The organism is Demetria terragena DSM 11295, from assembly GCF_000376825.1.
In the GTDB taxonomy this organism is placed as follows: Bacteria; Actinomycetota; Actinomycetes; order Actinomycetales; family Dermatophilaceae; genus Demetria; species Demetria terragena.
This window is the reverse complement of record NZ_AQXW01000002.1, coordinates 160,926-186,613: the sequence shown is the minus strand read 5'-3', so window position 1 is coordinate 186,613 and position 25,688 is coordinate 160,926. Positions and strand designations below refer to the sequence as shown.

The following is a 25,688-nucleotide window of genomic DNA, read 5'->3' as shown; positions in this document are numbered from 1 at the left end:
TGGTCGATTCGCAGGCAGATCGGCAGAAGTCTATCGACGGGCCGTCGGCTGCTTCACCTGGTTATCGCGCGGCCTCGGCGGAGGCGTACAGGCACAGCGTCGCGGCCATCGCCAGGTTGAGGGACTCGGCCTGACCATAGATGGGCACCCGCACGACTCGATCGCACCTGGCGCGCAGATCCTCGGGTAGCCCCCATGCCTCATTACCCATGAGCCAGGCATGCGGAGTGGTGAGGTCAACGTCAGGAAGCAGATCCGTACCGGACCCGTCCGCGGCGAAGACCAACAATTCATGATCCCGGGCAACGGCCAGCACCGACTCGGCATCAGCGCCTCGGCTGATGGGCAGGTGCCACAGCGAGCCGGCTGTTGAGCGGACGACTTTGGGGTTATAGATATCGACGCTGTCCGCGGTCACGATCACCGCGTCGGCGCCGGCTGCATCCGCCCCGCGAATTACCGTGCCGGCGTTTCCTGGGTCGCGCACATTGCTCAGGATGATGACGCGGCGAGCGTTCGAGAACGCCTCAGCGAGCGGAACGTCGATACTCCGGCAGACCGCCAGAAGCCCCTGCGGATGCTCGGTGTCAGCCATGGCCGCAAGGACGGCGGTGCTGGCCGCGTGCACTGATACTCCGGCCCGGCCTGCTACCGCTAGGAGGTCTGGATAGCGGTCCAGTCCGGTGTCATCGACATAAATATCGATCACGCTCTCGGCCGCACACCGAAGTGCCTCCCGGACCGCTTGCGGGCCTTCGGCGACGAATCGCCCGGCCCGCTCACGTGCCGAACGCCGACCGAGCGCACGTACTGACCGCACCCGCTCTGCGCGGGGGTTGGTCAGCACGTCGGCTCGATCGGCGTTCAGTGTCGTGGACGAGCTCAGGCAGCCGAGGAATCGGCGTTGGCGGCCGGCTGCGCGGGCACGTTGGCCTTGGCGAGCTCCACCAGCTGGGCAAAGGCCGGAGCGTCGTTGACGGCGAGCTCGGCGAGCATGCGACGGTCAACCTCGATCTCGGCAGCCTTCAGGCCCTGAATGAACCTGTTGTAGGTCATGCCGTTTGCGCGGCATGCCGCGTTGATCCGCTGGATCCACAGACGACGGAAGTCGCCCTTGCGAGCCCGACGGTCGCGGTAGCTGTAACCCATCGAGTGGGTGACCTGCTCCTTGGCCTTGCGGTACAGGCGCGACCGCTGACCGCGGTAGCCACTGGCCTGTTCCAAGACGGTGCGGCGCTTCTTATGGGCGTTTACTGCCCGCTTCACGCGTGCCATGTCTCAAATCTCCTGGTTCGTTGGTGGTGAAGGGGGCTTACTTGCCCAAGAGGCGCTTGACCTTGGCCGCATCGGCCGGCGCGACGACGATGTCCGGAACCAGACGACGGCTGTGCCGCTTGCTGCGCTCCTGGAACTTGTGCACGTGGCGGGCGCGCTGACGCTTGATTTTGCCCGAACCGGTCACCTTGAACCGCTTCTTCGCACCGCTGTGCGTCTTCATCTTCGGCATCTGCCGATCTCCTTCTCATCCTCGATGTGGTGACACATCGAACGTGGGTGCCGCTCATCGCGGCAAGTTCGTCGGGGACGCGACTATCGTCCCGCGCGTTGGTCAGTCGGCTGACTGCGGTTGCGCAGCCTGCGCCTCAGCTTCACGCTTGCGGCGACCCTCGGCGCGAGCCTCGGACTTCTTCCGCGTCGGGCCAAGCACCATGATCATGTTGCGGCCATCCTGCTTGGGCTTGCTCTCGACAAAGCCCAGTGCCTCAACGTCCTCTGCGAGGCGCTGCAGCAGTCGGAAGCCCAACTCTGGGCGGGACTGCTCGCGTCCGCGGAACATGATGGTCACTTTGACCTTGTCACCGGCCTTGAGGAAGCGCTCGACGTGGCCCTTCTTGGTGCCGTAGTCGTGCGGATCGATCTTTGGCCGGAGTTTGATCTCTTTGATGACCGTGTTGACCTGGTTCTTACGAGCCTCACGGGCCTTCATGGCAGCTTCATATTTGAACTTGCCAAAGTCCATGAGCTTGGCCACCGGTGGCTTAGCCATCGGTGCCACCTCGACCAGATCCAGATCTGCCTCGGCGGCTAGTCGCAATGCGTCCTCGACGCGGACGATGCCGACCTGTTCGCCGTTGGGGCCAACGAGCCGCACTTCCGGAACCCGGATGCGCTCATTGATGCGGGTCTCAGCGCTGATGTCTGCTCCTTCTGAGTTGCTGAAATTGCTGTCCAACAACGAGGAAGGCTCCCCGCCGCTGGAGTGCGCGAGGAGCCTCAAAGGTGCAATGGACTGTGTTGCCCTGACGGGCTCACAATCCTTCACCGGGACCCGGCGACCAGTGGTCAACGCGGGTGGAAGCGGGGCTTCTCTTGCACATCCGTGAACAGTGCGGTGCACGGATCGGTGGCCCAACCTTAGCACCGGGTCGACACACGTCGAAATCGGTACGCCGGAAGTCTAGGCAGCCAGCGCGAGGCGCTGGGCCCGCCGACGCTCACGCAGCATCACGCTGCCACCACCCAGTGCAATTGCCAGACCCACCGCGCAGACCACCAGAATCGCAACCTGGTAACCCCCGTGATCGATCGCGACCCCCGCGAGCGGAGCAGCAATGGCGGAACCCATCGTCATGGACGAGCCATGCCACCCCATCGCTTCGCCTCGCGCGAGCGCCGGGACCGCACGACTGACCGCTTCAACCGAGGCCGTGACAGTGGGCGCACAGAACACGCCAGCAATCAGCCCGAGAACAGCAACTGCGCCGGCCGAGGAAGCCCACGCCATAGGCACCGAGGTCACCGCCAGCGCCGCCAACAACAAGAACGGCGAGAATCCACGAGACAGCGCCCCATAGGTCACCCCGCCGAGAATCGAACCAAGGCCCCACGCCGCGAAGATCACGCCCAATTGGCCCTCATCACCCCAGTCCTTGACCGCGGCGACAACGGCAACCTCGCTGCCGACCAGAACGATCGTGGTCGCGGCGGCCGCAAGACAAAGCACCACGAATCGCGGGCCCAACCACGACGAACGCGCAACTGAGGCGGCCGGCGCATCCACCGGGCCAGCCTGTTGGTCCCCTTCTTCACGCAGTGGCGGATTGAGAATCCACAACGTCACACTGCCCAGGAGCGCCAGCATCTGCACCATCAGTAGCGTCCACGCCGTCCCGATCTGGGTGGAGATAAGCAACGCCAGCGCCGGGCCGGACATATAGGCGAGCTCGACCGTGACGCTGTCCGCCGACAGTGCCGTGCGCCGGTCCCCGCTCGGCACGGCCGCGATCACACCCTGGCGGGCGATAGAGAAGATCGGCACGACGAACAGCCCGGCGACGCCGACCATGATCAGCAGCGGCCAATAACCCACGAAGGGCGCAATCGCCCAGGTCGTCCCCGTGATGACAATCGAGGGGATCAGCACCCGCCGCAGACCATAGGTGTCGAGCAACCGCCCACGCCACGGCCCGCTGATCGCGATAGCCAAGGTCGCTAATGCCGACACGACCCCTGCCTCAGTCCAGGACCGTCCCAAATGGTCGGTGACGTGCAACATCAGCAGCACGCCCGTGCTGAAGATCGGCACTCTCAGGAGCAAGCCCAGCAGCAACATCTGGCGGGCCCGCGGGTAGGAAAAGACGCGACGGTAGGGGGCGAGGGACATGGACGTTATTATTCCATATCGAAATGTTCTTAGTCGAAGGAAATATCGCCCGCCGGCGGAGACTTTCGTCACCTGATCTCGTGCGAGGTGTTCCCGAAGCCTGGCCGTGATTGGCTGCCTCCATGAGCACTCCGCTTTTCCACCTCGCCCTGCCCAGCGACTGGGAGGAGGCCCAGCGCCGAGGCGTCTATGAGATCTCCACGCGCGGGGCAACCTTGACGCAGGTGGGCTTCATGCACCTGTCCTATGAGCATCAGTGGCCCCAGGTCCGCGCCGCGTTCTACGGCGACGTCGAGGAACTCGTGTTGCTCACCATCGATGCCGAGCAGATCGAGGCCGACGTCGTGGTCGAGGTCGGCAATCCGCAGACCGGTGAGGAGTTCCCACACCTCTACGCACCCCTACCTGTGGCCGCGGTGCGTGAGGTGCGGGTGTTGTCGGGCGACGCGGAAGCACTCCGCGAAGACCACTAAGCCCACTCGACGCGCGCGCCGAGTGCGGCGTACTGCTCGCGGACCCGCCTGCCCGCAGCACCGTCGCCTGGTGCAAGTTCGTCGTCAACCGCGATCTTCCAGTCCGGGTACTCGCCGGTCAGCGCCCACGCAGCCTGGCGGGCGGCGCCCAGGCCGACGTACTCGGCGGAGGCCGGGATGACCACCGGCGCATCGAAGATGGTTGAGGCCAGTGCGCGCACGGCTTGGGACTTGGACGCTCCCCCGATAAGGAGGACTCGGTCGATGGAAATCCCTTGTGCCGCAAGGCCGGCCGCGCTGAATTCCAGGTTGCACAGCATGCCTTCGACACAGGCCCTGGCCACATTCTCTGGGGTGGCATTGGTTCGGGTGATGCCGCCCAGCAGGCCTGTAGCGCCCGGCAGGTTCGGCGTCCGCTCCCCGTCGAGGTACGGCAGCATCGTCAGACCACCCGCCCCCGGCTCAGCCCGCATCGCGAGTTCGTCCAGACCCGCGAGATCGGTGCCAAGCATCGAGGCGCCCGCCGTCAGCACCCGTGCGGCATTCAAGGTGCAGACCAAGGGCAGGTGTCCCCCGCTCGCACTCGCAAAACCCGCGACATAGCCGCGCTCATCGGCCACCGACTCGTCGTGGTCGGCGAACACGGTTCCGCTCGTGCCCAGGGACAGAACTACGTCGCCAGGACGAAGTCCGAGCCCCAGCGCAGCGCCCATATTGTCGCCCGTGCCTGCCGCCACGATCCGGCCGTCGCTAGTCTGCCCAGCGCGTTCGCTTGGCCCCAAGACTTCGGGAAGGTTCAGTTCCCGACCGAACGCCGCGCGCACGATCTCCGGGCGATATTCACCTTCGCGCGCTGACCAGTAGCCGGTTCCCGAAGCGTCTCCGCGGTCTGTGGTCCAGCGCTGAAAACCGTTGCCTTCCTGAAGGATTCGACCAGTGAGCCAGTCGTGGGGCAGAACGACGGTGCGTACCTTTTCGGCATTCTTGGGCTCATGCTCGGCGAGCCACCGCACCTTGCTCACGGTGAAACTTGCCACCGGAATCAATCCCACCGCTCCGGCCCAGAACGAAGCACCACCGAACTCGTCAATCAGATCCGTTGCGGCGTCTGCTGACCGGGTGTCGTTCCAGAGCAGCGCATCGCGCACCAACTCGTCGTCATCGTCGAGAGTGACCATGCCGTGTTGCTGGCCAGCAACCGAGATTGCTTCGACGCCGTCGAGGAGGCCATCAGCGGTGGCCAACTGGTACGCCTCCCACCACCGACCAGCATCGATCGCCGTACCGTCCGGGTGGGCAGCTCGCCCTTCGCGAAGCACCGTGCCGGTCTCGGCGTCACACACCACAACTTTGCAGGACTGGGTCGACGAATCGACTCCAGCAACCATTCGACCCATCACACCCGGCCTCTCATCGGCACGACCACAGTTCAGCGTCAGTCTCGCAGAGTCGCGACAACCCGTTCGGTCGTAGCCCGTGCCCCGTGCTCATGCAGTGAGTCGAGGTGGCGCAGATAGGCCGCGGTGAACTCGGGACGATCGGCCAGGTCGCCGAACAACGTGGTGTCCCGCAGGAACGACAGCGGATCGTCGCCGCGAGCTGCCGCGGCCGCCATCACGGCATCCTTGCGGTGATCCACGATGTCAATCGACTCCCCCGCCTCGTCGACACCCTCGGCATACCGAGCCCACGCCGCGACCACGAGCGCCGAGCGTTCCGGAACTCGCCCTTGATCCAGGTTCTCCCGAATCACCGGTACGAGCCACTTCGGAATGCGGTCGGAACTCTCAGCGCACAACCGGGCCAGCGTGTCCCTGACCTGAGGGTTGGCGAACCTCTCAACCAAGGTCGTCGCGTAGGCGTCGAGGTCCACTCCCGGGACCTCAGGCAGGGTCGGTACGCCCTCGCCCCGCATGTAGCCCCCCAGGAACTCCACGAACAGCTCGTCTTGGCACACCTCGTGGGCATACCGGTAGCCCGCCAGATACCCCAAGTAGCACAGCGCCTGGTGGCTGGCGTTCAGCAGTCGAAGTTTCATCAACTCATAGGGCACAACATCGTCGACGACCTGGACGCCGACCCGTTCGAATGCGGGCCGCCCTGAGGTGAAGTGATCCTCCAACACCCACTGGGTGAACGGCTCACACACCACCGGCCACCCATCAGTCACACCCAACTCGGCTGTCTTCTCGATGTCCTGCGGTGTGGTGACCGGTGTGATGCGGTCGACCATGCCATTGGGAAAGGCCACGTGCTCGAGCATCCAGTCCGCCAGATCTGCGTCCTTCAGGCGGGCATACGCCGTCATCGTCTTGCGCGCGACGTCACCGTTACCGGGCAGGTTGTCGCAGGACATCACGGTGAACGGCGCAGTCCCCGCGGCACGGCGCCGTTGGAGTGCCTCCACGATGAAGCCAAATGCGGTCGCCGGGGTCGAACCGGGCTGCAGTTCAGCCTGGATCGAGGGGTGCTCCCCGTCGAACTCGCCGGTGGCCTGATTAAGCAGATAACTGCCCTCGGTAATCGTGAGCGACACGATTCGGATAGCGGGGTCAGTCATCGTGTTCAGGACGGCTTCCGGGTCACGAGGCGCGAGCAACATGCGCTGGATGCTCCCGATCACCCGCGCCTCGAGCGCCCCGTCAGGAGACTTCTGCACCAAGGTGTAGAGCCCGTCCTGAGCATTCAGGGTGTCGACGATGCGCTCGTCGTGGGGCAGCACGCCTACCCCGACGATGCCCCAGTCCAAGCCCTCGCCTTCGTTCATCAGGGCATCGACGTACATCGCCTGGTGGGCACGATGGAAGCCGCCGACGCCAAAATGCACGATGCCCGCGGTGACCGCGGAGCGGTCGTATGCCGGCTGTTGCACGTTCCCGGGCAAGTCACCAAGCGCCTTGTTAGACAAGGTAATCGGCGCATTCATCAGCGAACAGCTCCCATCGAAAGACCCTGGACCAGTTTGTCCTGTGCTGCGAATCCTGCCGCAAGAACCGGCAGCGACACCACCAGCGAGGCCGCGCAGACCTTGGCCAGGAAGAGTCCTTGACTGGTCACAAAACCAGTCAAGAAGACCGGCGCGGTCTGTGCCGTCGTGCTGGTCAGCACGCGGGCCAGCAGCAACTCGTTCCACGAGAAGATGAAGCAGATCAGCGCAGCAGCCGCGATGCCCGGCATGATGACCGGCGCGACAATTTCGCGGAGCGTACGCGTGACACTCGCCCCATCGACCTGGGCGGCCTCCAGCATCTCGACCGGGACCTCAGCCAAGAATGAGCGCAACATCCACACCGCAATCGGCAGGTTCATGCCGGTGTACAGAATGATCAAGAACCCGATGTTGTCCAGCATGTGCAAGTTCTGCGCAATGAGATAGATCGGGAGGACACCGGCCACGATCGGGAGGAACTTGGTCGACAAGAAGAAGAACATGACGTCGCTCCACTTCTCGACCGGCTTAATTGACAGGGCGTACGCCGCCGGCAGGGCCAGAATCAGCACCAGGATCGTCGACACCACGCTCGCGGTCATCGAGTTCAACAGCGGCGGCCACGGGTTGGAGTCGAAGAACGACTTGAACCCGTCCAGGCTCAATGGCGCGACGATGGCGGGCGGGTTGCTGGCCGCGTCCTCTTCGCTGTGAAAGGAGGTCAGGACCATCCACACCACAGGCAACACAAAGGCCAGTCCGATGAACCAGGCCAGCAGGGTGAGGAAGATCCCCGACCGTGGCTTCTTGACCTCCGATGGGGCTGCAGGCTTACGGGCCCTCGTCATGGTGCTCATCGCGACTCCTCCTGGAACAAGCTCAAGACCGTCCTCAAGGCGAACGTCGCGATGATGATGGTGCCGAGCACCACGACGACTCCGGCAGCGGACGCACGGCCGTAATCAAGCGCCGTGTAGAACGTTTGGTAGATGTAGTACGGCAGGTTGGCCGTGCCGAGCCCACCTGAGGTGATGGTGAATACATGGTCGAAGTTCTGCACCACGTAAATCGCCCCGAGAAGTCCGGACAACTCCAAGTACGGCCGCAGGTGCGGGAGCGTCATGTGGGTGAAGATCTGCCACGGCGACGCCCCGTCGATCCGGGCGGCCTCCACCACATCTAGCGGTCGGCTCTGCAGGCCGGCCAGCAAGATGAGCATCATGAACGGAGTCCACTGCCAGACAATCGCTGCGCCGATCGCGATCAGCGGATTATTCGTGATCCAGTCCGGCTGTGGAGCGTTGTCGCCGAAGATCATCGTGAGCATGCCGTTAAAGAGGCCGTACTCGGGGTTGTAGAGCGCGTGCTTCCACAGCAGCGCCGCAGCCACGGGGACGACCAGGAATGGCGTGATCATGAGCGTTCGGACCACACCGCGCCCGCGGAACTTGCGGTCCAGGAGAAGCGCGATTCCTAGCCCCAAGAGCAGTGACGTCAACACGACGGTCGTGGTCAACACGACGGTGACGAAAATCGCCTTACGGGCGTTGACGTCGGTCAGGACGGTGACGAAGTTTCCGAAACCGGCGAAGCCACGATCGTTGGGGTAGTAAGCGTTCCAGTCCATAAAGGACACGATGAGCGTCCCGATGAAGGGCAACTGGGTGACCACGATGAGGAAGATGAGCGCCGGAAGCAGGGGCGCCCGTCGAGCCCACCGGCCAGCCTTGCTCAGCGCCGGGCTGGGCGTCGACGGGGCGGTGTCGGTGCGTTCTTCTTGAGTGGCAGCGGTCATTTCCCTTCCCTCTCCTGATAGGGCTTTGCCACGTCTTTCGCGAGATCTTGACCAAGGCCGAGGGCCTCGTCCACGGTCTTACGACCGGCGATCGCCGAAGAGATCTCCTGACTGAGCTGTGTCCCGAGTGAGGGGAACTCCGGGATGGTGACGAACTGGATCCCGGGCGCAGGTCTGGGCTGGACGCCTGGATTATTCGGATCCGCGCTCTCGATCGCCTTCCTCGTCGCCGCCGAGAAGGCACCGGCTTCCTTGAGGTAGCGCGGGTTGGCATAGGTCGAGGTGCGCTTGCCCGAGGGGACTTTGCTCCACCCGAGTTCTTCGCCGACCAGGTTCTCGTATTTCTTGGAACTCGCCCAGGAGACGAACTTCCAGGCCTGCGACTTCTTGGGGCTGGCCTGCTCGATGGCCCACGCCCAGGCAAAGAGCCAGCCTGAGCTGTCAGTCTTCATCACAGGCGCTGGCACGTAGCCGATCTTGCCCTTGACCGGGGAGCTCGCCGCCTCGAGCGATCCTGCGGCCGACGTGGCGTCGTACCACATGGCCACGTTGCCCTGCGTCATGTTGTTGAGGCACTCGGTGAATCCGGCCTGAGGTGCGCCAGCCGGTCCATGCTTGCGGGTGAGATCCACATAGAACTTGGTGGCGTCGGTGAAGCCCTTGTCGTCGACCTTGGCGTTCCACTCTTTGTCGAACCAGGTGCCACCGAAGGTATTGACCACGGTGGTTAACGGCGCAAACAACTGGCCCCATCCGGGCTGACCGCGCAGACAGATGGAGCGCATACCGCGCTCGGCTCGGTCGACCTTCTTCGCGATATCGGCGACTTGAGTCCACGTGGGGTTCTTGGGCATCGTGACGCCCTTGGCGGCGAAGACGTCCTTGCGATACATCATGAACGAGGACTCGCCGTAGAAAGGCTGGCCGTAGACCTCGCCGTCAACCGACAGCGCCTTGCGCATCGGCTCCAGGATGTCGCCTTGGTCGAACTCTTTGTCGCGTTTGGTGAACGCGTTCATTGGTGCGACCCAGCCACTCTTGGCGTAGATCGGAATCTCAAAGTTGCTCAGCGTCGCCACGTCGTACTGACCGGCCTGGCTCGAGAACTCCTGGCTGGCTTTATCGCGCAGGTCGTTCTCCGGGAGGACGGTGAAGTTGACCTTGATCCCGGTCTCCTTCGTGAACTCTGGCGCCAACTTCTGCAGATCAACCATCTGCGGGTTGTTGACCATCAGCACATTGATCGTGTTGGAGCCGCCTCCGCCGACGCCACCGCCCCAGCCAGCGCAGCCGGACAACAGCAACGCCGCCGAAACGGGCATCACCACCATTGATTTCGCCCTATGCACAGGACCTCCTCTTCACGCCACGATGGCGCTCTCACACCGGTTCACAAGGGACCCGCCAGGCCGTATGCTCAAATGAGCGCACGGTGCACATCTGAGAGAAGTGTGCCAGATCACGTCGCCGAGCGGTGCGATCTGCCGACACCGTCCGCATCGTGATCGGAGAAGCATGTGAGCGAGAGCCACCGGCACCTTCTGGCGACGGTCGCGCGTCGGTACTACCTGGAAGATCGATCCAAGGTGCAGATCGCGCACGAGTTGTCGATGAGCCGCTTCAAGGTCGCTCGGCTTCTCGTCGAGGCGCGCGAATCCGGCGTCGTGCGTATCGAAGTCGACCCGCCAACCGGAGTGGACGCTGATCTGTCCGACACCATCCGCGAGCGATTGAACCTGCGCCGCGTCATCGTGGTCGACAGCGCGGAGCAGACAACAGCAGCACGCCGTGCCGCCGTTGCGGCCGCGGCGGCCGATGTGCTCGGCGGCTGCCTTGGCGCTGACGATATTCTGGGGCTTCCCTCATCACGCACGGTGGCCGCCGTCGTGGGCGTCTTGCCCGGCCTCCCACCCATCGAGGTGGTGCAGTTGACGGGCGCACTACGCACCGGGTCAGACCACGATTCATCGCTTGACCTCGTGCGTGAGGCCGCTCTGCTCGGCGGCGGGACGGCTCACCAGTTCTACGCCCCCTTTGTGGCCAGCGATGCCGAGGCCGCGCGCATCCTGCGTGATCAGCCCGACGCCAAGGACACCGCTGGCCGTGTTGCGGACGTCACTGTGGCAGTGGTCGGCATCGGCGCGTGGAAGCCCGATGACTCCTCGCTGTTCGATACAGCGACCTCAGCCGAACACCGAGAACTTCGCCGTGCCGGAGCCATCGGCGAAATTGCTGGAATCTTCCTCGACGCCAACGGCATACCGGTTCAAGCAGCAGTCGCTGAGCGACTCATCACTCTTCGACCGCACGAGTTGCGGGCGATCCCCCACGTCATCGGGATTCCCTTCGGACCGGAACGTGCGGCCATCGTCCGGGCGGCCGCGGCCGGTGGATTTATCGACACCTTGATCTGTGACGGCGCACTCGCTCGTGCCGTCATTGAGACATTGGACCTCGAAGTGTCGGACCCCTCACATCACCCGCCGTCGCCCCGTTAGAGTCGTGCCCGTGGCTGATCACTTTGACCTTGTCGTCCTCGGAGCCGGTCCTGGTGGGTATGTCGCGGCAATCCGCGCCTCCCAGCTCGGACTCAAGGCTGCTGTCATCGAGAAGAAGTACTGGGGCGGTGTGTGCCTCAACGTGGGCTGCATCCCGAGTAAAGCGCTGATCAAGAACGCTGAACTCGCACACACGCTGACCCATGAGAAGAAGAAGTACGGCATCGAGGGTGACGCCACGATGTCGTACGGACCGACCCACGAGCGCAGCCGGGCGGTCAGCGCCGGCATCGTCAAGGGCGTCCACTTCTTGATGAAGAAGAACAAGATCACCGAGATTGACGGATGGGGCACCTTCACTGGCCCCAAGACCATCTCGGTCGCGGACGCCGACGGCGGCACCCGCGAAATCACCGGCGACAACATCATCATCGCTGCGGGCGCGGTCACCCGCATGCTTCCTGGGGTCGAACTCAGCAAGAACGTGGTGACCTATGAGGAGCAGATCCTCGACCCCGAACTGCCCGGCTCCATCGTCATTGCTGGGTCCGGCGCCATCGGCGTCGAGTTCGCCTACGTCATGAAGAACTTCGGCGTCGACGTCACGGTTGTGGAGTTCCTCGACCGAGTCGTACCCACTGAGGATGAAGCAGTCTCCAAGGAGTTGCTCAAGCACTACAAGAAGTTGGGGATCAACGTCCTGCTCGGCACCAAAGTCGAAGGCGTCGAAGACACCGGCTCCGGCGTCAAGGTGACCGTCTCCCCCGCCGACGGTGGGGAGCAGAAAACCCTTGAAGCAGACAAGTTCCTCTCCGCAATTGGCTTCGCGCCACGCGTCGAGGGCTACGGCCTGGAGGCCACCGGCGTTGAACTGACTGACCGGGGTGCAATTGCCATTGACGACTACATGCGTACCAACGTCGATGGGGTCTACGCCATTGGCGACTGCACCGCGAAGTTGATGCTCGCCCACGTCGCCGAAGCGCAGGGTGTGGTCGCGGCCGAAACGATGGCCGGAGCCGAAACAATGCCCGTCGACTACGCGATGGTTCCGCGAGCGACCTACTGCCACCCACAGATTGGCTCCTTTGGGCTTTCCGAGAAGCAGGCCAAAGACGCCGGCTACGACGTCAAAACGGCAACCTTCCCGTTCAGCGCGAACGGCAAGGCGATGGGCCTTGGAGACCCCGTGGGCTTCGTCAAGGTCGTTGCCGACGGCAAGCACAACGAGTTGCTCGGCGCGCACATGATCGGCCCCGACGTGACGGAATTGCTTCCCGTCCTCACCCTTGCGCAGAAGTGGGATCTGACGGCGGACGAAGTCAGTCGCAACGTGTTTGCGCACCCCACGCTCTCTGAGGCCGTCAAGGAAGCCGTCGAGGGCATCGCCGGTCACATGATCAACCTTTGACCCCACTACGGCCCGTAACGGCCTTCGTTCTGGGTGGCGGTGGCATCCTCGGGGCGACACATGTTGGCGCGATCCGCGCTTTGCTCGACGACGGAATCGTGCCCGACATGGTCCTTGGCACCAGCATTGGTGCGGTGAATGGCGCCTTCGTGGCGGCCGACCCCACCCAGGCAGGACTCCAGCGCCTCCACGCTTTATGGGACGAATTGGCCGCGGCCGCACCATGGCGGGACCCGTTGCTGCGCGCGCCGAATCGGCCACGGACACCGCGGGCCACTCGCCCGCGGCGGGGTAGGTCCCATCTCCTGCGGCCAGGTCCGTTCCTGCACTTGCTAGACACCCACCTTCCGGTGGAGCGGATCGAGCAGATGCCGGTGCCCTTCCAATGCGTTGCGGCGAGCATTGAGAACGCCTCGGCTCGCTGGTTCAGCTCCGGTCTCGCGGCCCCAGCCATCCTCGCTTCCTGCGCCGTGCCCGGGCTATTTCCCAGCATCGAAATCGACGGCGAGCACTACCTCGACGGCGGCCTCGTGCACTCGATCCCGATCAGCCGAGCCCTCACCCTCGGCGCAACCCGCGTCTTCGTGGTGCACGTCGGGCGGGTTGAACAGCCACTGAAGCCGCCCCGGTGGCCGTGGGAAGCAGCACAGGTCGCCTTCGAGATCGCACGCCGCCATCGCTACGTCGAAGAGATGGCGGCGCTGCCAAAGGACGTCGAGGTCCACGTCATGCCCAGTGGTGTCGACGACGCACCGATGATGTCTCTGCTCCATCGGAACCCGCGCTATATCGCCCGTCGCATCGAGAGCGCCCACAAGGCTGGCCAGGACTATCTGGCCCAAGCGCTCGGCACCTCCGGCGGGCCACCATGAGCCTGCCAGTGCCGCCCAAGGTGGTGCGCCGAATTCTGCGAGACCCGCTGTGGCCGTTGCTGATTGGCACCCTATGTCTCCTGTTGGGACTGGCGGCAATTCCGTGCCTGCTCCTCGCGCCTTTCACAAAGCGACACCGCGCACTTCGCCTTGTACGCGTCGGGTTGGCGAGCCTGGTGCTCGACTTACGACTTGTCTTCGGGTGCTGGCGGCTCTGGTTCGTTCATCCCCCGTGGAAACGAGATTCCACGGTCTGGCGTCAGGCACACGTCGACCTTCTTGGACGCGCGCTGCAGAGCTACATCGACATCGTCGCGCGCACGACGGGACTGCGGCTCCGGACCGATGTCGATATCCCAGAGGCCACCGACCGCCAACCGCTGTTGGTTCTCGCGCGGCACGTCGGCTCGGGTGACTCACTGATCGTGGTTCATCTGGTGGTTAATGTGTGGGGACGCCAACCGCGCGTCATGCTGAAACGCTTTCTGCTGTGGGATGCGGCCGTGGACCTCCTCCTTGGACGTCTGGACTGCTACTTCCTCCCACCGCGCCACCTGCACGTCACCGAGCGCGACCGCCAATTGGAGGCCTTCGCGCGCTCACTCGACTCTGCCGACGCGTTGATCTTGTTTCCCGAAGGTGGCAACTGGTCGAGAAAGCGGCACGCTGAGTCGATGGAATGGGCTGCGCGGCAGCATAATTCGAGACTTCGGGATTGGATCGCCGACCACCCGCGCGTGCTGGCGCCGAGGGCCAAGGGAACACGCGAGATGCTTGAGGAGAACCCGCACCTCGCACCCGTGATCGTCACCCACCGAGGTCTGGAGAGCACTGGATCGCCTCGCCAGATCTGGTCGTCGTTACCGCTGCGCGACCCTGTCGACGTTCTTGCGCGTGCGGTCGAACGCCCACCGAATCATGACCTGAATGACGTCGAACAATGGCTCCAGCACTACTGGTCCCGAATCGACCGCTGGGCCAGGAACCTCCCATCAGGTCCCCGGCCCTGACCGGTCTAGCGCAGCGACCTCGCCCGCCCCTTGATCGGCACGGTCAGGCTGGACTTCTTCGGGTCGATGAGCAGTTCGTGCTCCGCTGCCGGAGTACGGGCACCGCCGGGTGCCACCCGGACCACCAAGACGATGCGCTGCCCCTTGGAGATCACTTCTTCCCCAGTTCCGATCGTGAAGGAAGAGGTGCTCCACACGTCGGGGCGGTGCGGGCGCATGGTCCGGTCGTCGACGGACAGTTGCGTCGGCCGCTTCGCCGAGGTACCCGTGAGGGACCAATCGTCGACCTCCGCGAAGTACTGGTCTTGCTTCGGGACGCAGTGGCGGTCGGTCTCGCTTGCGCTGCCGACGCACAGTTCCTCACCATCCATGTAGCCCGCGTCGAGGTAGCGCCGTTCTTTGCCGACCTTGAACGCCTGCACATGGATCGCTGTCTCGGGCTGCGTGCTCTTGTGCCGCACAGTGAGCGACAGGTCGCCGCTGACGGTCACCTCGTGCCCCAACGGATTGCTGACGAACACCGCCTGTGTATCGCGATGTTTGGTCAGGTCCTTCGGTGACACCGCTGATTCCCCACGAACCAGCACGTCACGGTCAGCCTTGGGTCGGCTGGCGCTCGTTAATGTCCCGGCCGTGGCGCCCTCGGTATTTCCGAGCTTGAGGGTGACCTCCTTCGCCTTTGGATGCGGCCAAGTCGAGTATTCCTTTCGTTCTCCGTCGCCGCCGATGACCGTGACCTCCGGGTGTGTGCTCATTACGCCGTTATCGAGATCATGCAACCAGTAATCGAACCATTCACCGAGGCGTTCATGAACCGAGGGATCCACGGCATGCCAGTTTTGGTGGCCCAAGGGGTGGACGAGAAGTCGACGAGGCACGTCACGCGCCGCGATCGCCTTCCACCAGGACGTGGCGTTTTGCATTGACACACGGTCGTCCGAGACGCCATGCATCTGGAAGACACTCGCTCGAATGTTGGCTGCGGAACGAATGGCAGTGCGCTCATCCCAGAATGCGTTCCGGACGTAGCGAGGATCCTCCGCCCGAGCAGCGAGGGCAGGCAGTGCCGTCTCCCGACAGTAGGGGTCGGGAGACGGCACCTGATCACCGTTGGACCCCTTGACCATCTCCAGCACGTGTCCGCCGCCCGGATCTCCGCTCGAGGAATTATCCAGATACAAGTCACCACCGGCGCCCGAGGGGACGATGGTCTCCAGTCCCTTGACGCCCGTCGCAGCAACCCCGATGGCATTGATCCCACTGGCGGAGTGGCCAATCATGCCGACCTGCCCGCTGGACCACCCGGCTGCCGTTGGCTTTCCGTCGTGGGTCTGCGCCTCCCCCAGGCCAGTCAGCCACTCCACGACCTTGCGAACACCCTGGACCTCACGCGGGCCGCCGAAGTAGTCATGGCATCCAGTCGAGCGGAAGGTGCCAGGGGCATCCACGAAGGCCACCGCGTAACCACGCGGAACGAAGTAGTTGTCCAGCCACTCGGTGGGTGCGGTCAATCGATTGAAGTTCTCGTCAAATGCGCCCCGCATGCTCGAATGTGTCCCTGGGATGACGGAGTTGTACGGCGAGGTCGTCACGATCACAGGCAAGTCGTGCCCGCTCTCGGCCGCTTCTTTGGGCCGCACCACATCGACAGCAACCCGGTCGCTCTCACCGTCCGCGTCGGTGTCCTGGCCAGCGTCGACGTACACCGTCTCCCAGATCGCGTCCTCGTACGAATACACCGGAGTCGTCCGGTGACCGGAGATGTGAGGCGGCGACTCAGCCGAGTCGCCAGATGTGGCGACGGCCGAACCGGCCGCCGGCAAACCCAGAGCTGTCACCAAGAGCGCGGCAAAAATACGTATTCTGCGGGAGGGTGAAGTGGACATTCTGAATCCTCTTTCGAGTCCGAATCGATGAATGCACGCTAGCGCCCCGGTGACAGGCGAGAGGATTTTGGCAGCAGTGAATTGGCGGCCGTGGCCGATCAGTCGCTCGGATGGCTCCGGGAGCCGCGCACGGCGAACGCAAGTGCGTCGATCCGGGCCCGGACCTCGCCGTCGGTCGCCAGTTGTTCCCCCACTCGCGTGGCGATCTCCTGAACCCGGGCGGCGTTCAGGCCCTTATCGTCTCGGAACCACACACTGGCGCGGCGTGATGCGTCGTGCGCAACCGATTGCGCTCCTGGTTGAGATCGGCTAACCTCGCGGTAAATCTGGTCCAGACTGCTGATGGGAACCACTGTGGCAACAACGCGCACGCTCGGACTGATCGGGCTCGGGGCCATGGGCGCACCCATGGCGTCCCACTTACTCGAGCACCATGGCCGCGTAGTGATTACCGGACGCGAACGCAAGTACGCGGCCCTTGAAAATCTGGGCGCAGAGTGGGTAGACACTCCGGTCGCAATGGCTGAAATGGTCGATGCGGTATTGGTCATGTTGCCCGACCTGCCCCAGCTCGAAGAGGTGCTCTTCGGGCCGCACGGACTATTGGCCGCCGGTCGACCGCTACTTCTCATGGTCGGGTCGACGACTTCGCCAACGCGACTACGCGAACTTGCCGACGACCCGCGCCTTGAGAATGTGCGGGTTGTGGACTGTCCTGTCTCCGGCGGGGTCGATGGTGCGACCTCAGCCTCGTTGTCGATCATGTTGGGCGGTTCCGAAGATGACACCGTCGAGGCTGCGTCATGGTTGAGCCCTTGTGGTCGCCCGGTACACCTGGGCCCGCTGGGCGCTGGACAGGTCGCCAAAGCCTGCAATCAACTCGTCGTCACGTCGACGATCTTGGCCCTAGGCGAGGCCAGCGTGCTTGCCGAACGATCGGGAATCGATCTTGGCCGACTATGGGACCTCCTGTCCGGCGGATATGCGGGCAGCAACTTACTACAAGCGCGCCGCGATAAGTTGGTGGCCGGCGACTACACCGCGTCTGGTGTGGCACGTTACGCCGTCAAGGATCTCGCCTTTGCCACCGACGTCGCCCAGGCCACCCAGACTCACGCGATGCTCCTCCCGACTCTGGTCGCAGCCTTCGATGAGTTAGTCGAGCGTGGATTTGGCGATTGCGACATCGCAGTGACGCGTCGATTTGTAGAAGAGCGCTAATACAAATGGTGCAAGTGTGCCAGGCGTGTGGAATGCACAACCGATTGCTTGCCTGGTCTAGTTCACTGCGCCAGACAAATACAAACCTGTCCGACCCTTGGGCAGCGGAAGGGATCGAGAGAGATGCTTAACGGGATTCGAGTGCTCAGTTTCACGCACTTCTTGCAGGGGCCGTCGGCCACTCAAATGCTGGCGGACCTCGGTGCTGACGTCATCAAAATTGAGCCTCCCCGTGGGGCGTTCGAACGATCCTGGTCTGGCCCCGATGCCTTCCGTGATGGCGAAAGTATCTTTTTCTTACTTGGCAACCGCAACGTTCGAAGTCTCGTTGCCGACCTCAAAGATCCGGCGTGGCGTGAGGTCGTCCTACGTCTCGTCGACGAGTCTGACGTTCTCATCGAGAGTTTTCGACCCGGTGCTATGGAGCGAATGGGGCTCGGCTCAGATGAACTACACGAACGGAACCCACGACTGGTCTATTGCTCGTTGTCCGGGTACGGCTCAACGGGTCCATATCAAGACCGCCCCGGTCAGGATGTTCTACTCCAATCAATGTCAGGAATCGCCGCGGCGACTGGCGGCGAGGCCCAACCGCCGACCCCGGTGGGCGCTTCGATCGTCGATCAGCACGGCGCTGCGCTCGGCGCCTTCGGCATCCTGGCCGCACTGCACGGACGGGAGCGAACCGGTCGCGGCTGTGTGGTTGAAAGCAATCTGCTCAGTGCCGCACTCGACCTGCAGATCGAACCCTTGGCATACTTCGCCAACGGCTGGGAAGGCACCCGCAGCCATTCCGGGGTTTCCTCGCCCTACTACAAAGCTCCGTACGGCGTCTTTGCTACCGCAGACGGGCACCTAACACTCTCCTTGAACTCCTTAGCCCTACTAGCTGAGGTATTTTCCGACGAGTGGTTCACATCGGTCAGTGAGGAAGAGTCCTATCAACGCAGGGACGATGTCAATATGCGAATCACTGAGCACCTTGCCCAGCGCTCGACAGCCGAGTGGGAGAAAGTTCTCGCCGATCACAAAGTGTGGTTTGCGCCGGTCAACTCATATTCCGACGTCCTGTCTGACCCCCAGGTAGAACACAACGGATCTTTCATCGAATTCGAGCATCCTGCAGCCGGTAAGACCAAAGTACTCGGGCACCCCGTCACTTACGACGGTGTGCGACCTGAGGTACGAAGCGTCCCGCCCTCACTCGGTTCGGCGAACGAAGAGATCCTCAACAGTCTTGGGCTTAGCAGCACTGAGATCGCGACACTGCAGCAGAAAGTAGGTCTGCGATGACCGCCGAGGAGTGTGGCATTAAGGTCGTGGACTCCGATGGGGTTCGTGATATCACACTCGATCGGCCCCGTCAACGCAACGCTCTCGATTTGACGATGCTCGATGCTTTGCGTGATGCGTTAGTCGCCAGACCCGACGATGTAAGCGCCATCGTGCTCCACGGTGGAGATTTCTTTTGCGCAGGTGCCAACATCAAGGTGTACTCCGCAGGAAGCTTAGCTGCAAGTCACCGACTGACAATGGCCGCGGCTGCCACGACCGAAGCCCTTGCGACGGTCCCAGTTCCGGTGATCGCCGCGGTCGAGGGCATGGCGTTGGGAGGGGGCTTCGAGATCGTCCTGGCCTGTGACCTCGTCGTGATGGGCCAAACCGCTCAACTTGGCCTTCCTGAGATCACCTTGGGTTTGGTTCCCGGCTGGGGCGGCACCCAGCGTTTAGCGGCTCAGATCGGTGCCCGACGCGCCAAGCGGGTAGCCATGTTCGACGAGCGCATCGATGCTGCCACGGCCCTCGCCTGGGGCCTGGTCAATGAGACTGTGGACGACGGCTCGGCGCTTTCACGATCACACGAACTCGCGGGCAACCTCACCGCACGGTCAACCACCGCGCTGGCCGCACTCAAGCGGCTATGCGGCTCGGTCGAGGCAGACCTCAAGCTAGCCGAGGAACGATCCACGCTTCGCGAACTGTTGATGAGTACTGATGGTCAGGAGGGAATCGCCGCATTCGTTGAGAAGCGTAAGCCCCGATTTGGCGACTCCAGAGATTTGAGGCAAGAGCGATGACGACACCGTCCATACCTGGCTGGCAACTTCTGTCCCGCACAAGTGCAGTGCCTGACAACGTTCCGGTACTCGCTGAGGTAGACGTCCTAGTGGTCGGAGGCGGCGCGGCGGGAGTCGCTGCGGCAACTGTCGCCGCCGAAGCAGGGCACAGCACCATGCTCGTGGAGCGTTACGGCTTCTGCGGCGGCGCCGCGGTGGCGGGCATGTCGAGCACGATCTGCGGGATGTACCTGAGCCAGCAAAACCTGGGAACTCCCGAGCAGGTTGTCTTCGGGTTCACCGAGCGCTTCAGATCTGCCATCGCTGAGCGTCGTGGGCTCACACCTCCGCAGATCTACGGGAAGACGTACACCGTCACTCATGACCCGCTCAAGTGGCGCGAGACTGCCGACCAATTCCTCGAAGATGCAGGGGTTACGTGCTTGTTCCACAGCGCCGTGACCGGCGTGATTGTGGACGGAAATACCTACACGGGCGTGATCTTGGAATCCAACGCGGGTTCCAGTGTCGTGCTGGCCAAGCGAATCGTCGACGCATCCGGCGACGCCGCAGTACTTGCTCGAGGTGGCTACGACTACTGGTTTGGAGACGATGGCACAATCCAGAACCCGACGATGTTCTTCCGCCTTGGAAACGTTGATATGGAGGCCTTCAGTGACTTCTGGGGCCCAGACACGATCAGCCCCCCGAAGGTCTCCGATCTCATCGATCAGGCTAATGAACACGGATTCACCCTCCCTCGCCGTAAGATCTGGATCTTTCCGAGCACACGTCCCGGAGAACTCATGGTCAACGCAACTCGCCTTACGGGAAGGAATGGGGAGATGCTCAATGTCATCAACCCATCCGACTTCACGGAAGCAGAGATCGGTGGGCGGCACCAAGTCCGCTCCTACGCCCGTTTTCTTGCGGAATCCATCCCCGGCTTAAAAGAATCTTTTGTGGTGGATACCGGGGTTGAGGCGGGAATCCGCCAAACGAGGACGATCGCTGGAATGACCACGTTGACCAACGAGGACGTTGTAGGCTGCGTGAAGCGCAGCGATTCGATATGTCGATCACCGTGGCCGATCGAATTGCATTCCGGAGACCGTCCCAAGTTGCATTGGCTCCTGGACGATTACTATGACGTCCCCTACGGGGCATTAGTTCCAGCCGTAGCCGAGGGAATCATCATTGCTGGGCGCAGCCTTAGCGCCCAGCACGAAGCACTTGCCTCCGCCCGAGTGACCGCTCAGTGTTTTGAGTATGGCCACGCCGCAGGCGTGGCAGCGCACCTATCGCTCGAAGGCGACCTGGCCATCCGCGATCTTGACGTGGGTGCAATTCAGAAGCAAATGCTCAATCGCGGAAGCGCACTGTCCTAGCCGCAAGCAACCGGCGAATAGGTAGGATACTGTGGAGAACTGGTCACAAACTCTGAGCACCGGCCCGCTGCTCGGCATCGCGGCCGCCGCGGTCATCCTGATATTAGTTCTTGTGATCAAGGTCAAGATGCACGCATTCTTTGCCTTGATCATCGCTTCCCTCCTCACCGCGCTGGCGACTGGCATCCCCCTCGATTCAATCGTCAACGATGTCATGATCAAGAGTTTCGGAGAAACGCTCGGCCCGATTGCGCTGCTTATCGGGCTCGGGGCGGTCTTAGGTCGCCTCATTGAATCTTCTGGCGGCGCGCGGGTGATAGCGGAACGAATGGTCGATATCTTTGGCGAGGATCGGGCCGCCTTTGCCCTTGGAGTCAGCTCACTATTCCTCGGATTCCCCATTTTCTTCGACGCTGGGCTTGTCGTCATGTTGCCGATCATTTTCGCGGTTGCCCGACGCATTGGCGGTAACAACCTCCTCCTCTATGGCTTTAGTGGCGCAGTCGCCTTCTCCGTAATGCACGTCTTCTTGCCGCCACACCCAGGTCCCGTGGCGGCAGCCGACACGTTCGAGGCAGACCTTGGCGTGGTGATGCTTCTTGGCCTCATTGTTGCCGTACCCACCTGGTACGTCACCGGATACCTATGGGCAAAGTTCATAAATTCCCGGTATCCCATGATTGTGCCGAACATCTTTGGCGTCGAGGACCCAGATCAACCCGAAAACCCCCCGAGCCTGCGTACGGTTTTGACAATCTTAATCTTGCCGATCGCTTTGATCTTTATGAATACAAGTCTCAGCGCGCTCGGGTCAGCGGGAAAGGTTGACCTTGACGATACGTGGGTGAAGGCGCTCATGCTCATCGGGACGTCACAAGTAGCATTACTCATTTCCGCAATCATTGCTCTTTTGGTACTTGGTCGATTTCGCGGAGTTGAGGGGTCCGCTCTGGAAAAATTGGTCGATCGAACGCTCGGGAGCGTTGCGGCCGTCATCTTGATCACAGGCGCGGGAGGCATGTTTGGTGGGGTTCTTCGGGCATCCGGAGTCGGCGACGCACTCTCCCAAACGCTGTCGGACACAGGGATGCCACTTATCTTCGCGACATACTTGATCGCGGTGATCTTAAGAGTGGCTCAGGGGTCGGCGACGGTGGCATTAGTGACGACAGCCGGCGTCCTGGCCCCTGCGGTCGCGACGGCAAATTTCGGTGTCATTGATACCGCTGCCGTTACGCTGGCCGCTGCTGCCGGTTCGGCATTTGCCGGGCACGTCAACGACTCAGGATTCTGGCTCGTGGGCCGCCTCATGGACCTCGACGTCAAGACCACGCTGAAGACCTGGACAGTCCAACAGGCACTGGAATCCGTCGTCGGCTTCGCGCTCGTGCTCGCGATCTACGCGGCGTTCTGACGCGAGCCAGGACTACGTCGTCACTCGAAGACGTTCTCACTCACCTGGGCGGCGCCGTGGTGTCGCGGATTAATAGCTCTGGTCGCGGCTCACCGACCACGATGTCCGCCAGGTCGGCTCCAGCAAGGTGCTCCAGAAGAGCACTGGCTGCGACCGATCCGAGTTCGCGGAGCGGCATCCGCACCGTGCTAAGACGTGGGTGAATCGTCTCTGATACCCAGGTGGTGTTGATCGCGAGGATCGAAATGTCTTCGGGAACGTGTAGTCCGAGTCGCTGAACTGTTGCGAGAACGCCGAGTGCTGCGTTCACACTCGCGACCAACAGAGCTGTGGGTGAATCCGCTCGACCAAGTCCGGTGGTGAGACCCTCGAGTTTTTGAACAGCCATGGCTCCGGCGGGAGCTTCCCACCCCGCTGAAATGACCCATTTATCGAGCACCGCGAGGCCTCCAGCGGCCATAGCCGCACGGAAACCGTCCTCACGGCGACGAGCGCTGTCGTGCGCTGTCGTGCCCGAGATCATCGCGATACGGCGGTGCCCGAGACTGATCAAGTAGTCGGTCGCGATCTTGGCACCGGACTCGTCGTCGAGGATCACAGACCCGATGTGACTCGGCACTCTGGAGTTAATAGTGATCGCCGGCAAGCTCGGACGCAGCAGCTCAGCCAGCATCTGATCGTCGTAATCCTCCCGGCGCTGGATCAAGATTCCGTCGACTCGCCCCTCCCGCACCAACCGATTTAGCCGACGATTGGGCCTGTCGTTCGGGTCGATCTGGCCCAGGAGCACATCCGTGTTATGGCGACTCGTCGCATCCTGGACGCCTGAGAGCAGTTCGGCAAAAACTGAATTATTCACATCAGGGACGATCAGTCCGATCGCCCCTGACTTCGATTGACGAAGGGCCTGAGCTCGAGCGTTGGCCACGTAATCGAGGTCCGCGGCAGCTTCAAGCACGCGCGCTCGGGTCGCCGCGCTCATCCGGGCATTGGCATCCCCGCTGATTGCCCTTGACGCGATCGACTTCGAAACTCCGGCCGCACGCGCGACGTCTGCCAGGCTCGCCACACCCCTGAGTATAGGGGCTTACCGTCCGGAGCAGAGTTCGGTTGTGAGCAATCGGTTGCGCACCCACCATGCGGTGTGCTTGACTCACTCATCGAGGCCAGTGTGGTCTACGTCATATCTATCTGGAAGGTCGTGCAATGCGTTCAGACGAGAGGTTCCTGGTCACCGGGGCGATGGGATGCATCGGTAGCTGGGTAGTCGCTCAGCTAGTGCGTGAGGGGGTCTCCGTGACGACCTTCGACCTGTCCGAGGACGATGCTCGCTGGCAGCTTCTGATGGATCCAGACGAGCGAGAGTCGGTAAACCGTGTCGTGGGTGACCTGACAGATCCAACCGCCGTGGCCGACGTCATCGCCGACGGTCAAATCACCCACATCGTGCACCTCGGCGGGCTTCAGTTTCCCTTCTGCCGAGCCAACCCGGTCCTTGGTGCGCAGGTCAACGTTCTAGGCACGGTTAACGTCTTTGCCGGCGCACAAGCCGCTCAACACGTCCGTGGACTGTCGTATGCGAGCTCGGTCGCGGTATTTGGACCAGCGGCGGACTACCCAGACCGCACTGTGGCGGACGACTCACCATTAGACCCACGGAGCTTCTACGGAACCTACAAGCAGGCAAACGAATTCACGGCTCGCGCCTTTTGGGCTGACCAAGGTGTTGGCTCGGTGGGCCTGCGGCCGCCGATCGTGTACGGAATGGGCCGCGATCAGGGCATCACCGCGGATCCAAGCCTCGCCATGCGAGCCGCAGCAACCGGTCAGTCTTTTGACATCAAGTTTGGCGGGACTATCGCCCTCGGGTATGCCGGGGATGTCGCCGCGGACTTCATCACCTCGGCGCGAGCAGAGGTCGACGGTGCCCTCGTGCACAACAACAGGGCTCGCTCGCACACTGTCGATGAGGTCATCTCAGCCATCGATAACGCGGTAGGCGTCAAAGGCCTCATCTCCCGCGGTGAAGCGACAGCGGAGACGGTCGAACACGTCGACGACCAATCGGTCGAATATCTGCTTTCCGAAGCTGAGCTCACGACTCTCATCGAGGGCGTCCAGGAGTCGGTTGCAGGATTTCGTCGAACCGCAGACTCAGCCTAACTCCGCACATTTCTGATATTTCTGACATAGATCCAGGAGCACCCCATGATCCTCACGTCCTATCTTTGCGATGGCGTGGAGCAACTCGTCGTCCACACCAAGTCCGGTGACGTTTTTGCCTCAGACCTCGGCGGTCCGAGCACGCTGGCCGGACTGATCGAGGCGGGCCCGGATGCCACAAGCCGACTACAAACCTCCGCAGCGACCTACGGCGGCCCTCCCGCGAATCTCGAAGGTGCGCAGCTGCTCGCCAGCGTGCCGAAACCCACCAATGTCATCGCCATCGGGCGCAACTATGCCGAACACGCCGCAGAAGAAAACGCCGACAAGCCAGCGGCTCCAGAGATCTTCCTCAAGCACACATCATCACAGGCGGCGCACCTACAGGACATCGTCTGGGATCCGACGTACACGAAAAATATCGACTGGGAGGCAGAGCTTGGGGTGGTGATTGGATCTGCAGCGCGCAACGTGTCGGTCGACACGGCTCTTGATCACATCCTTGGCTACACCGTATTCAACGACGTGTCTGCACGTGACATCCAGTTCGCCGACCTGCAGTGGGCGCGGGGAAAGTCGCTGGAGACATTCGGGCCGTGCGGTCCCTCGATCGTGACCGCCGACGAGGTCCCGGACCCGCAGAATCTGGCGATCCGCTGTTTGCTCAACGACGAGGTCATGCAGGAGTCGCACACGTCGTTGATGTACTTCCCTGTCGCGGAAATCATTAGTTACTGCTCGCGAGCGTTCACCCTTCAGCCAGGTGACCTCATTGTCACAGGAACTCCAGGCGGGGTTGGAGCCTTCCGCACACCACCGGTCTGGATGCAGGACGGCGACACCGTGGTAGTCGAAGTCGACGGCGTAGGCCGCCTCGAAAACCGTTGCGTCACCCAGAAGGCCTGAG

At 62.5% G+C, this 25,688-nt stretch carries 24 protein-coding genes; 12 read left to right on the top strand and 12 right to left on the bottom strand.

The annotated features are described in order from the left end of the window. Positions 1-61 precede the first annotated feature (61 nt). The 5 genes from F562_RS0101790 to F562_RS0101770 form a co-directional block, all read right to left on the bottom strand. Positions 62-847, bottom strand: coding sequence for a TrmH family RNA methyltransferase (locus F562_RS0101790; RefSeq protein ID WP_018155205.1), 786 nt, complete (start codon positions 845-847; stop codon positions 62-64). A gap of 35 nt (positions 848-882) precedes the next feature. Continuing rightward, positions 883-1,275, bottom strand: coding sequence for a 50S ribosomal protein L20 (gene rplT / locus F562_RS0101785; RefSeq protein WP_018155204.1), 393 nt, complete (start codon positions 1,273-1,275; stop codon positions 883-885). A gap of 37 nt (positions 1,276-1,312) precedes the next feature. Further along, the gene (rpmI, locus tag F562_RS0101780) at positions 1,313-1,507 is read right to left on the bottom strand and encodes a 50S ribosomal protein L35 (RefSeq protein WP_018155203.1); all 195 of its coding nucleotides are present in this window, start codon (positions 1,505-1,507) and stop codon (positions 1,313-1,315) included. Between the two features lie 102 nt (positions 1,508-1,609). Then, the gene (gene infC, locus F562_RS17680; RefSeq protein ID WP_169333352.1) at positions 1,610-2,278 is read right to left on the bottom strand and encodes a translation initiation factor IF-3; all 669 of its coding nucleotides are present in this window, start codon (positions 2,276-2,278) and stop codon (positions 1,610-1,612) included. Positions 2,279-2,458: 180 nt separating this feature from the next. Beyond that, entirely contained in the window at positions 2,459-3,664 is a 1,206-nt protein-coding gene (locus F562_RS0101770) for an MFS transporter (protein ID WP_018155201.1), read from the bottom strand. Positions 3,665-3,786: 122 nt separating this feature from the next. Between F562_RS0101770 and F562_RS0101765 the strand changes: the two genes are divergently transcribed. After that, positions 3,787-4,137: a DUF952 domain-containing protein gene (locus F562_RS0101765; RefSeq protein ID WP_018155200.1), complete on the top strand. Its 351-nt coding sequence runs from the start codon at positions 3,787-3,789 to the stop codon at positions 4,135-4,137. Here F562_RS0101765 and F562_RS0101760 read toward each other — a convergent pair. The 5 genes from F562_RS0101760 to F562_RS0101740 are packed head-to-tail and all read right to left on the bottom strand — an operon-like array spanning position 4,134 to position 10,192. After that, positions 4,134-5,534 (bottom strand): xylulokinase, encoded by a 1,401-nt coding sequence (locus tag F562_RS0101760; RefSeq protein ID WP_018155199.1) that lies wholly within the window; start codon positions 5,532-5,534, stop codon positions 4,134-4,136. The genes F562_RS0101765 and F562_RS0101760 overlap by 4 nt on opposite strands. A gap of 38 nt (positions 5,535-5,572) precedes the next feature. Continuing rightward, a complete protein-coding gene (locus F562_RS0101755) occupies positions 5,573-7,063 on the bottom strand; it encodes a mannitol dehydrogenase family protein (protein WP_018155198.1) in 1,491 nt (496 codons plus the stop codon). Further along, complete coding sequence (locus F562_RS0101750; protein WP_018155197.1) at positions 7,063-7,923, bottom strand: carbohydrate ABC transporter permease; 861 nt, start codon at positions 7,921-7,923, stop codon at positions 7,063-7,065. The genes F562_RS0101755 and F562_RS0101750 overlap by 1 nt, the downstream gene beginning before the upstream one ends. Beyond that, positions 7,920-8,861, bottom strand: a complete 942-nt coding sequence (locus F562_RS0101745; protein ID WP_018155196.1) for a carbohydrate ABC transporter permease — start codon at positions 8,859-8,861, stop codon at positions 7,920-7,922. The genes F562_RS0101750 and F562_RS0101745 overlap by 4 nt, the downstream gene beginning before the upstream one ends. Next, positions 8,858-10,192: an ABC transporter substrate-binding protein gene (locus F562_RS0101740; RefSeq protein WP_018155195.1), complete on the bottom strand. Its 1,335-nt coding sequence runs from the start codon at positions 10,190-10,192 to the stop codon at positions 8,858-8,860. The genes F562_RS0101745 and F562_RS0101740 overlap by 4 nt, the downstream gene beginning before the upstream one ends. A gap of 186 nt (positions 10,193-10,378) precedes the next feature. Here F562_RS0101740 and F562_RS17675 point away from each other — a divergent pair, with 186 nt between their 5' ends. The 4 genes from F562_RS17675 to F562_RS19975 are packed head-to-tail and all read left to right on the top strand — an operon-like array spanning position 10,379 to position 14,652. Further along, positions 10,379-11,359: a sugar-binding transcriptional regulator gene (locus tag F562_RS17675; protein ID WP_018155194.1), complete on the top strand. Its 981-nt coding sequence runs from the start codon at positions 10,379-10,381 to the stop codon at positions 11,357-11,359. 10 nt (positions 11,360-11,369) lie between these two features. Beyond that, positions 11,370-12,770: a dihydrolipoyl dehydrogenase gene (gene lpdA, locus F562_RS0101730; protein ID WP_026180920.1), complete on the top strand. Its 1,401-nt coding sequence runs from the start codon at positions 11,370-11,372 to the stop codon at positions 12,768-12,770. After that, positions 12,767-13,642, top strand: coding sequence for a patatin-like phospholipase family protein (locus tag F562_RS0101725; protein ID WP_018155192.1), 876 nt, complete (start codon positions 12,767-12,769; stop codon positions 13,640-13,642). The genes lpdA and F562_RS0101725 overlap by 4 nt, the downstream gene beginning before the upstream one ends. Further along, positions 13,639-14,652 carry a 1-acyl-sn-glycerol-3-phosphate acyltransferase gene (locus tag F562_RS19975; RefSeq protein ID WP_156822465.1) on the top strand — a complete coding sequence of 338 codons (1,014 nt, stop codon included), beginning with the start codon at positions 13,639-13,641 and terminating at the stop codon, positions 14,650-14,652. Before F562_RS0101725 ends, F562_RS19975 begins: the two co-directional genes overlap by 4 nt. A 5-nt stretch (positions 14,653-14,657) precedes the next feature. Here F562_RS19975 and F562_RS19970 read toward each other — a convergent pair whose 3' ends face one another. Beyond that, positions 14,658-16,538, bottom strand: a complete 1,881-nt coding sequence (locus F562_RS19970; protein ID WP_083915423.1) for a CocE/NonD family hydrolase — start codon at positions 16,536-16,538, stop codon at positions 14,658-14,660. Positions 16,539-16,880: 342 nt separating this feature from the next. Here F562_RS19970 and F562_RS0101705 point away from each other — a divergent pair, with 342 nt between their 5' ends. From F562_RS0101705 to F562_RS0101685, 5 genes are all read left to right on the top strand, one after another. Continuing rightward, positions 16,881-17,759 (top strand): NAD(P)-dependent oxidoreductase, encoded by an 879-nt coding sequence (locus F562_RS0101705; RefSeq protein ID WP_040385132.1) that lies wholly within the window; start codon positions 16,881-16,883, stop codon positions 17,757-17,759. A 123-nt stretch (positions 17,760-17,882) separates the two neighbouring features. Continuing rightward, positions 17,883-19,052 (top strand): CaiB/BaiF CoA transferase family protein, encoded by a 1,170-nt coding sequence (locus tag F562_RS0101700; RefSeq protein WP_018155187.1) that lies wholly within the window; start codon positions 17,883-17,885, stop codon positions 19,050-19,052. After that, entirely contained in the window at positions 19,049-19,837 is a 789-nt protein-coding gene (locus F562_RS0101695) for an enoyl-CoA hydratase/isomerase family protein (RefSeq protein ID WP_018155186.1), read from the top strand. The genes F562_RS0101700 and F562_RS0101695 overlap by 4 nt, the downstream gene beginning before the upstream one ends. Next, positions 19,834-21,204: an FAD-dependent oxidoreductase gene (locus tag F562_RS0101690; RefSeq protein ID WP_018155185.1), complete on the top strand. Its 1,371-nt coding sequence runs from the start codon at positions 19,834-19,836 to the stop codon at positions 21,202-21,204. The genes F562_RS0101695 and F562_RS0101690 overlap by 4 nt, the downstream gene beginning before the upstream one ends. Positions 21,205-21,235: 31 nt before the next feature. Beyond that, positions 21,236-22,618 carry a GntP family permease gene (locus F562_RS0101685; protein ID WP_018155184.1) on the top strand — a complete coding sequence of 461 codons (1,383 nt, stop codon included), beginning with the start codon at positions 21,236-21,238 and terminating at the stop codon, positions 22,616-22,618. Positions 22,619-22,658: 40 nt separating this feature from the next. Here the strand turns inward: F562_RS0101685 and F562_RS0101680 are convergent, their stop codons facing one another. Further along, positions 22,659-23,687 (bottom strand): LacI family DNA-binding transcriptional regulator, encoded by a 1,029-nt coding sequence (locus F562_RS0101680; RefSeq protein ID WP_018155183.1) that lies wholly within the window; start codon positions 23,685-23,687, stop codon positions 22,659-22,661. Between the two features lie 137 nt (positions 23,688-23,824). Between F562_RS0101680 and F562_RS0101675 the strand changes: the two genes are divergently transcribed. Next, complete coding sequence (locus F562_RS0101675) at positions 23,825-24,781, top strand: NAD-dependent epimerase/dehydratase family protein (protein ID WP_018155182.1); 957 nt, start codon at positions 23,825-23,827, stop codon at positions 24,779-24,781. Between the two features lie 45 nt (positions 24,782-24,826). Then, entirely contained in the window at positions 24,827-25,687 is an 861-nt protein-coding gene (locus F562_RS0101670) for a fumarylacetoacetate hydrolase family protein (RefSeq protein ID WP_018155181.1), read from the top strand. The last annotated feature ends 1 nt before the right edge of the window (position 25,688 follow it).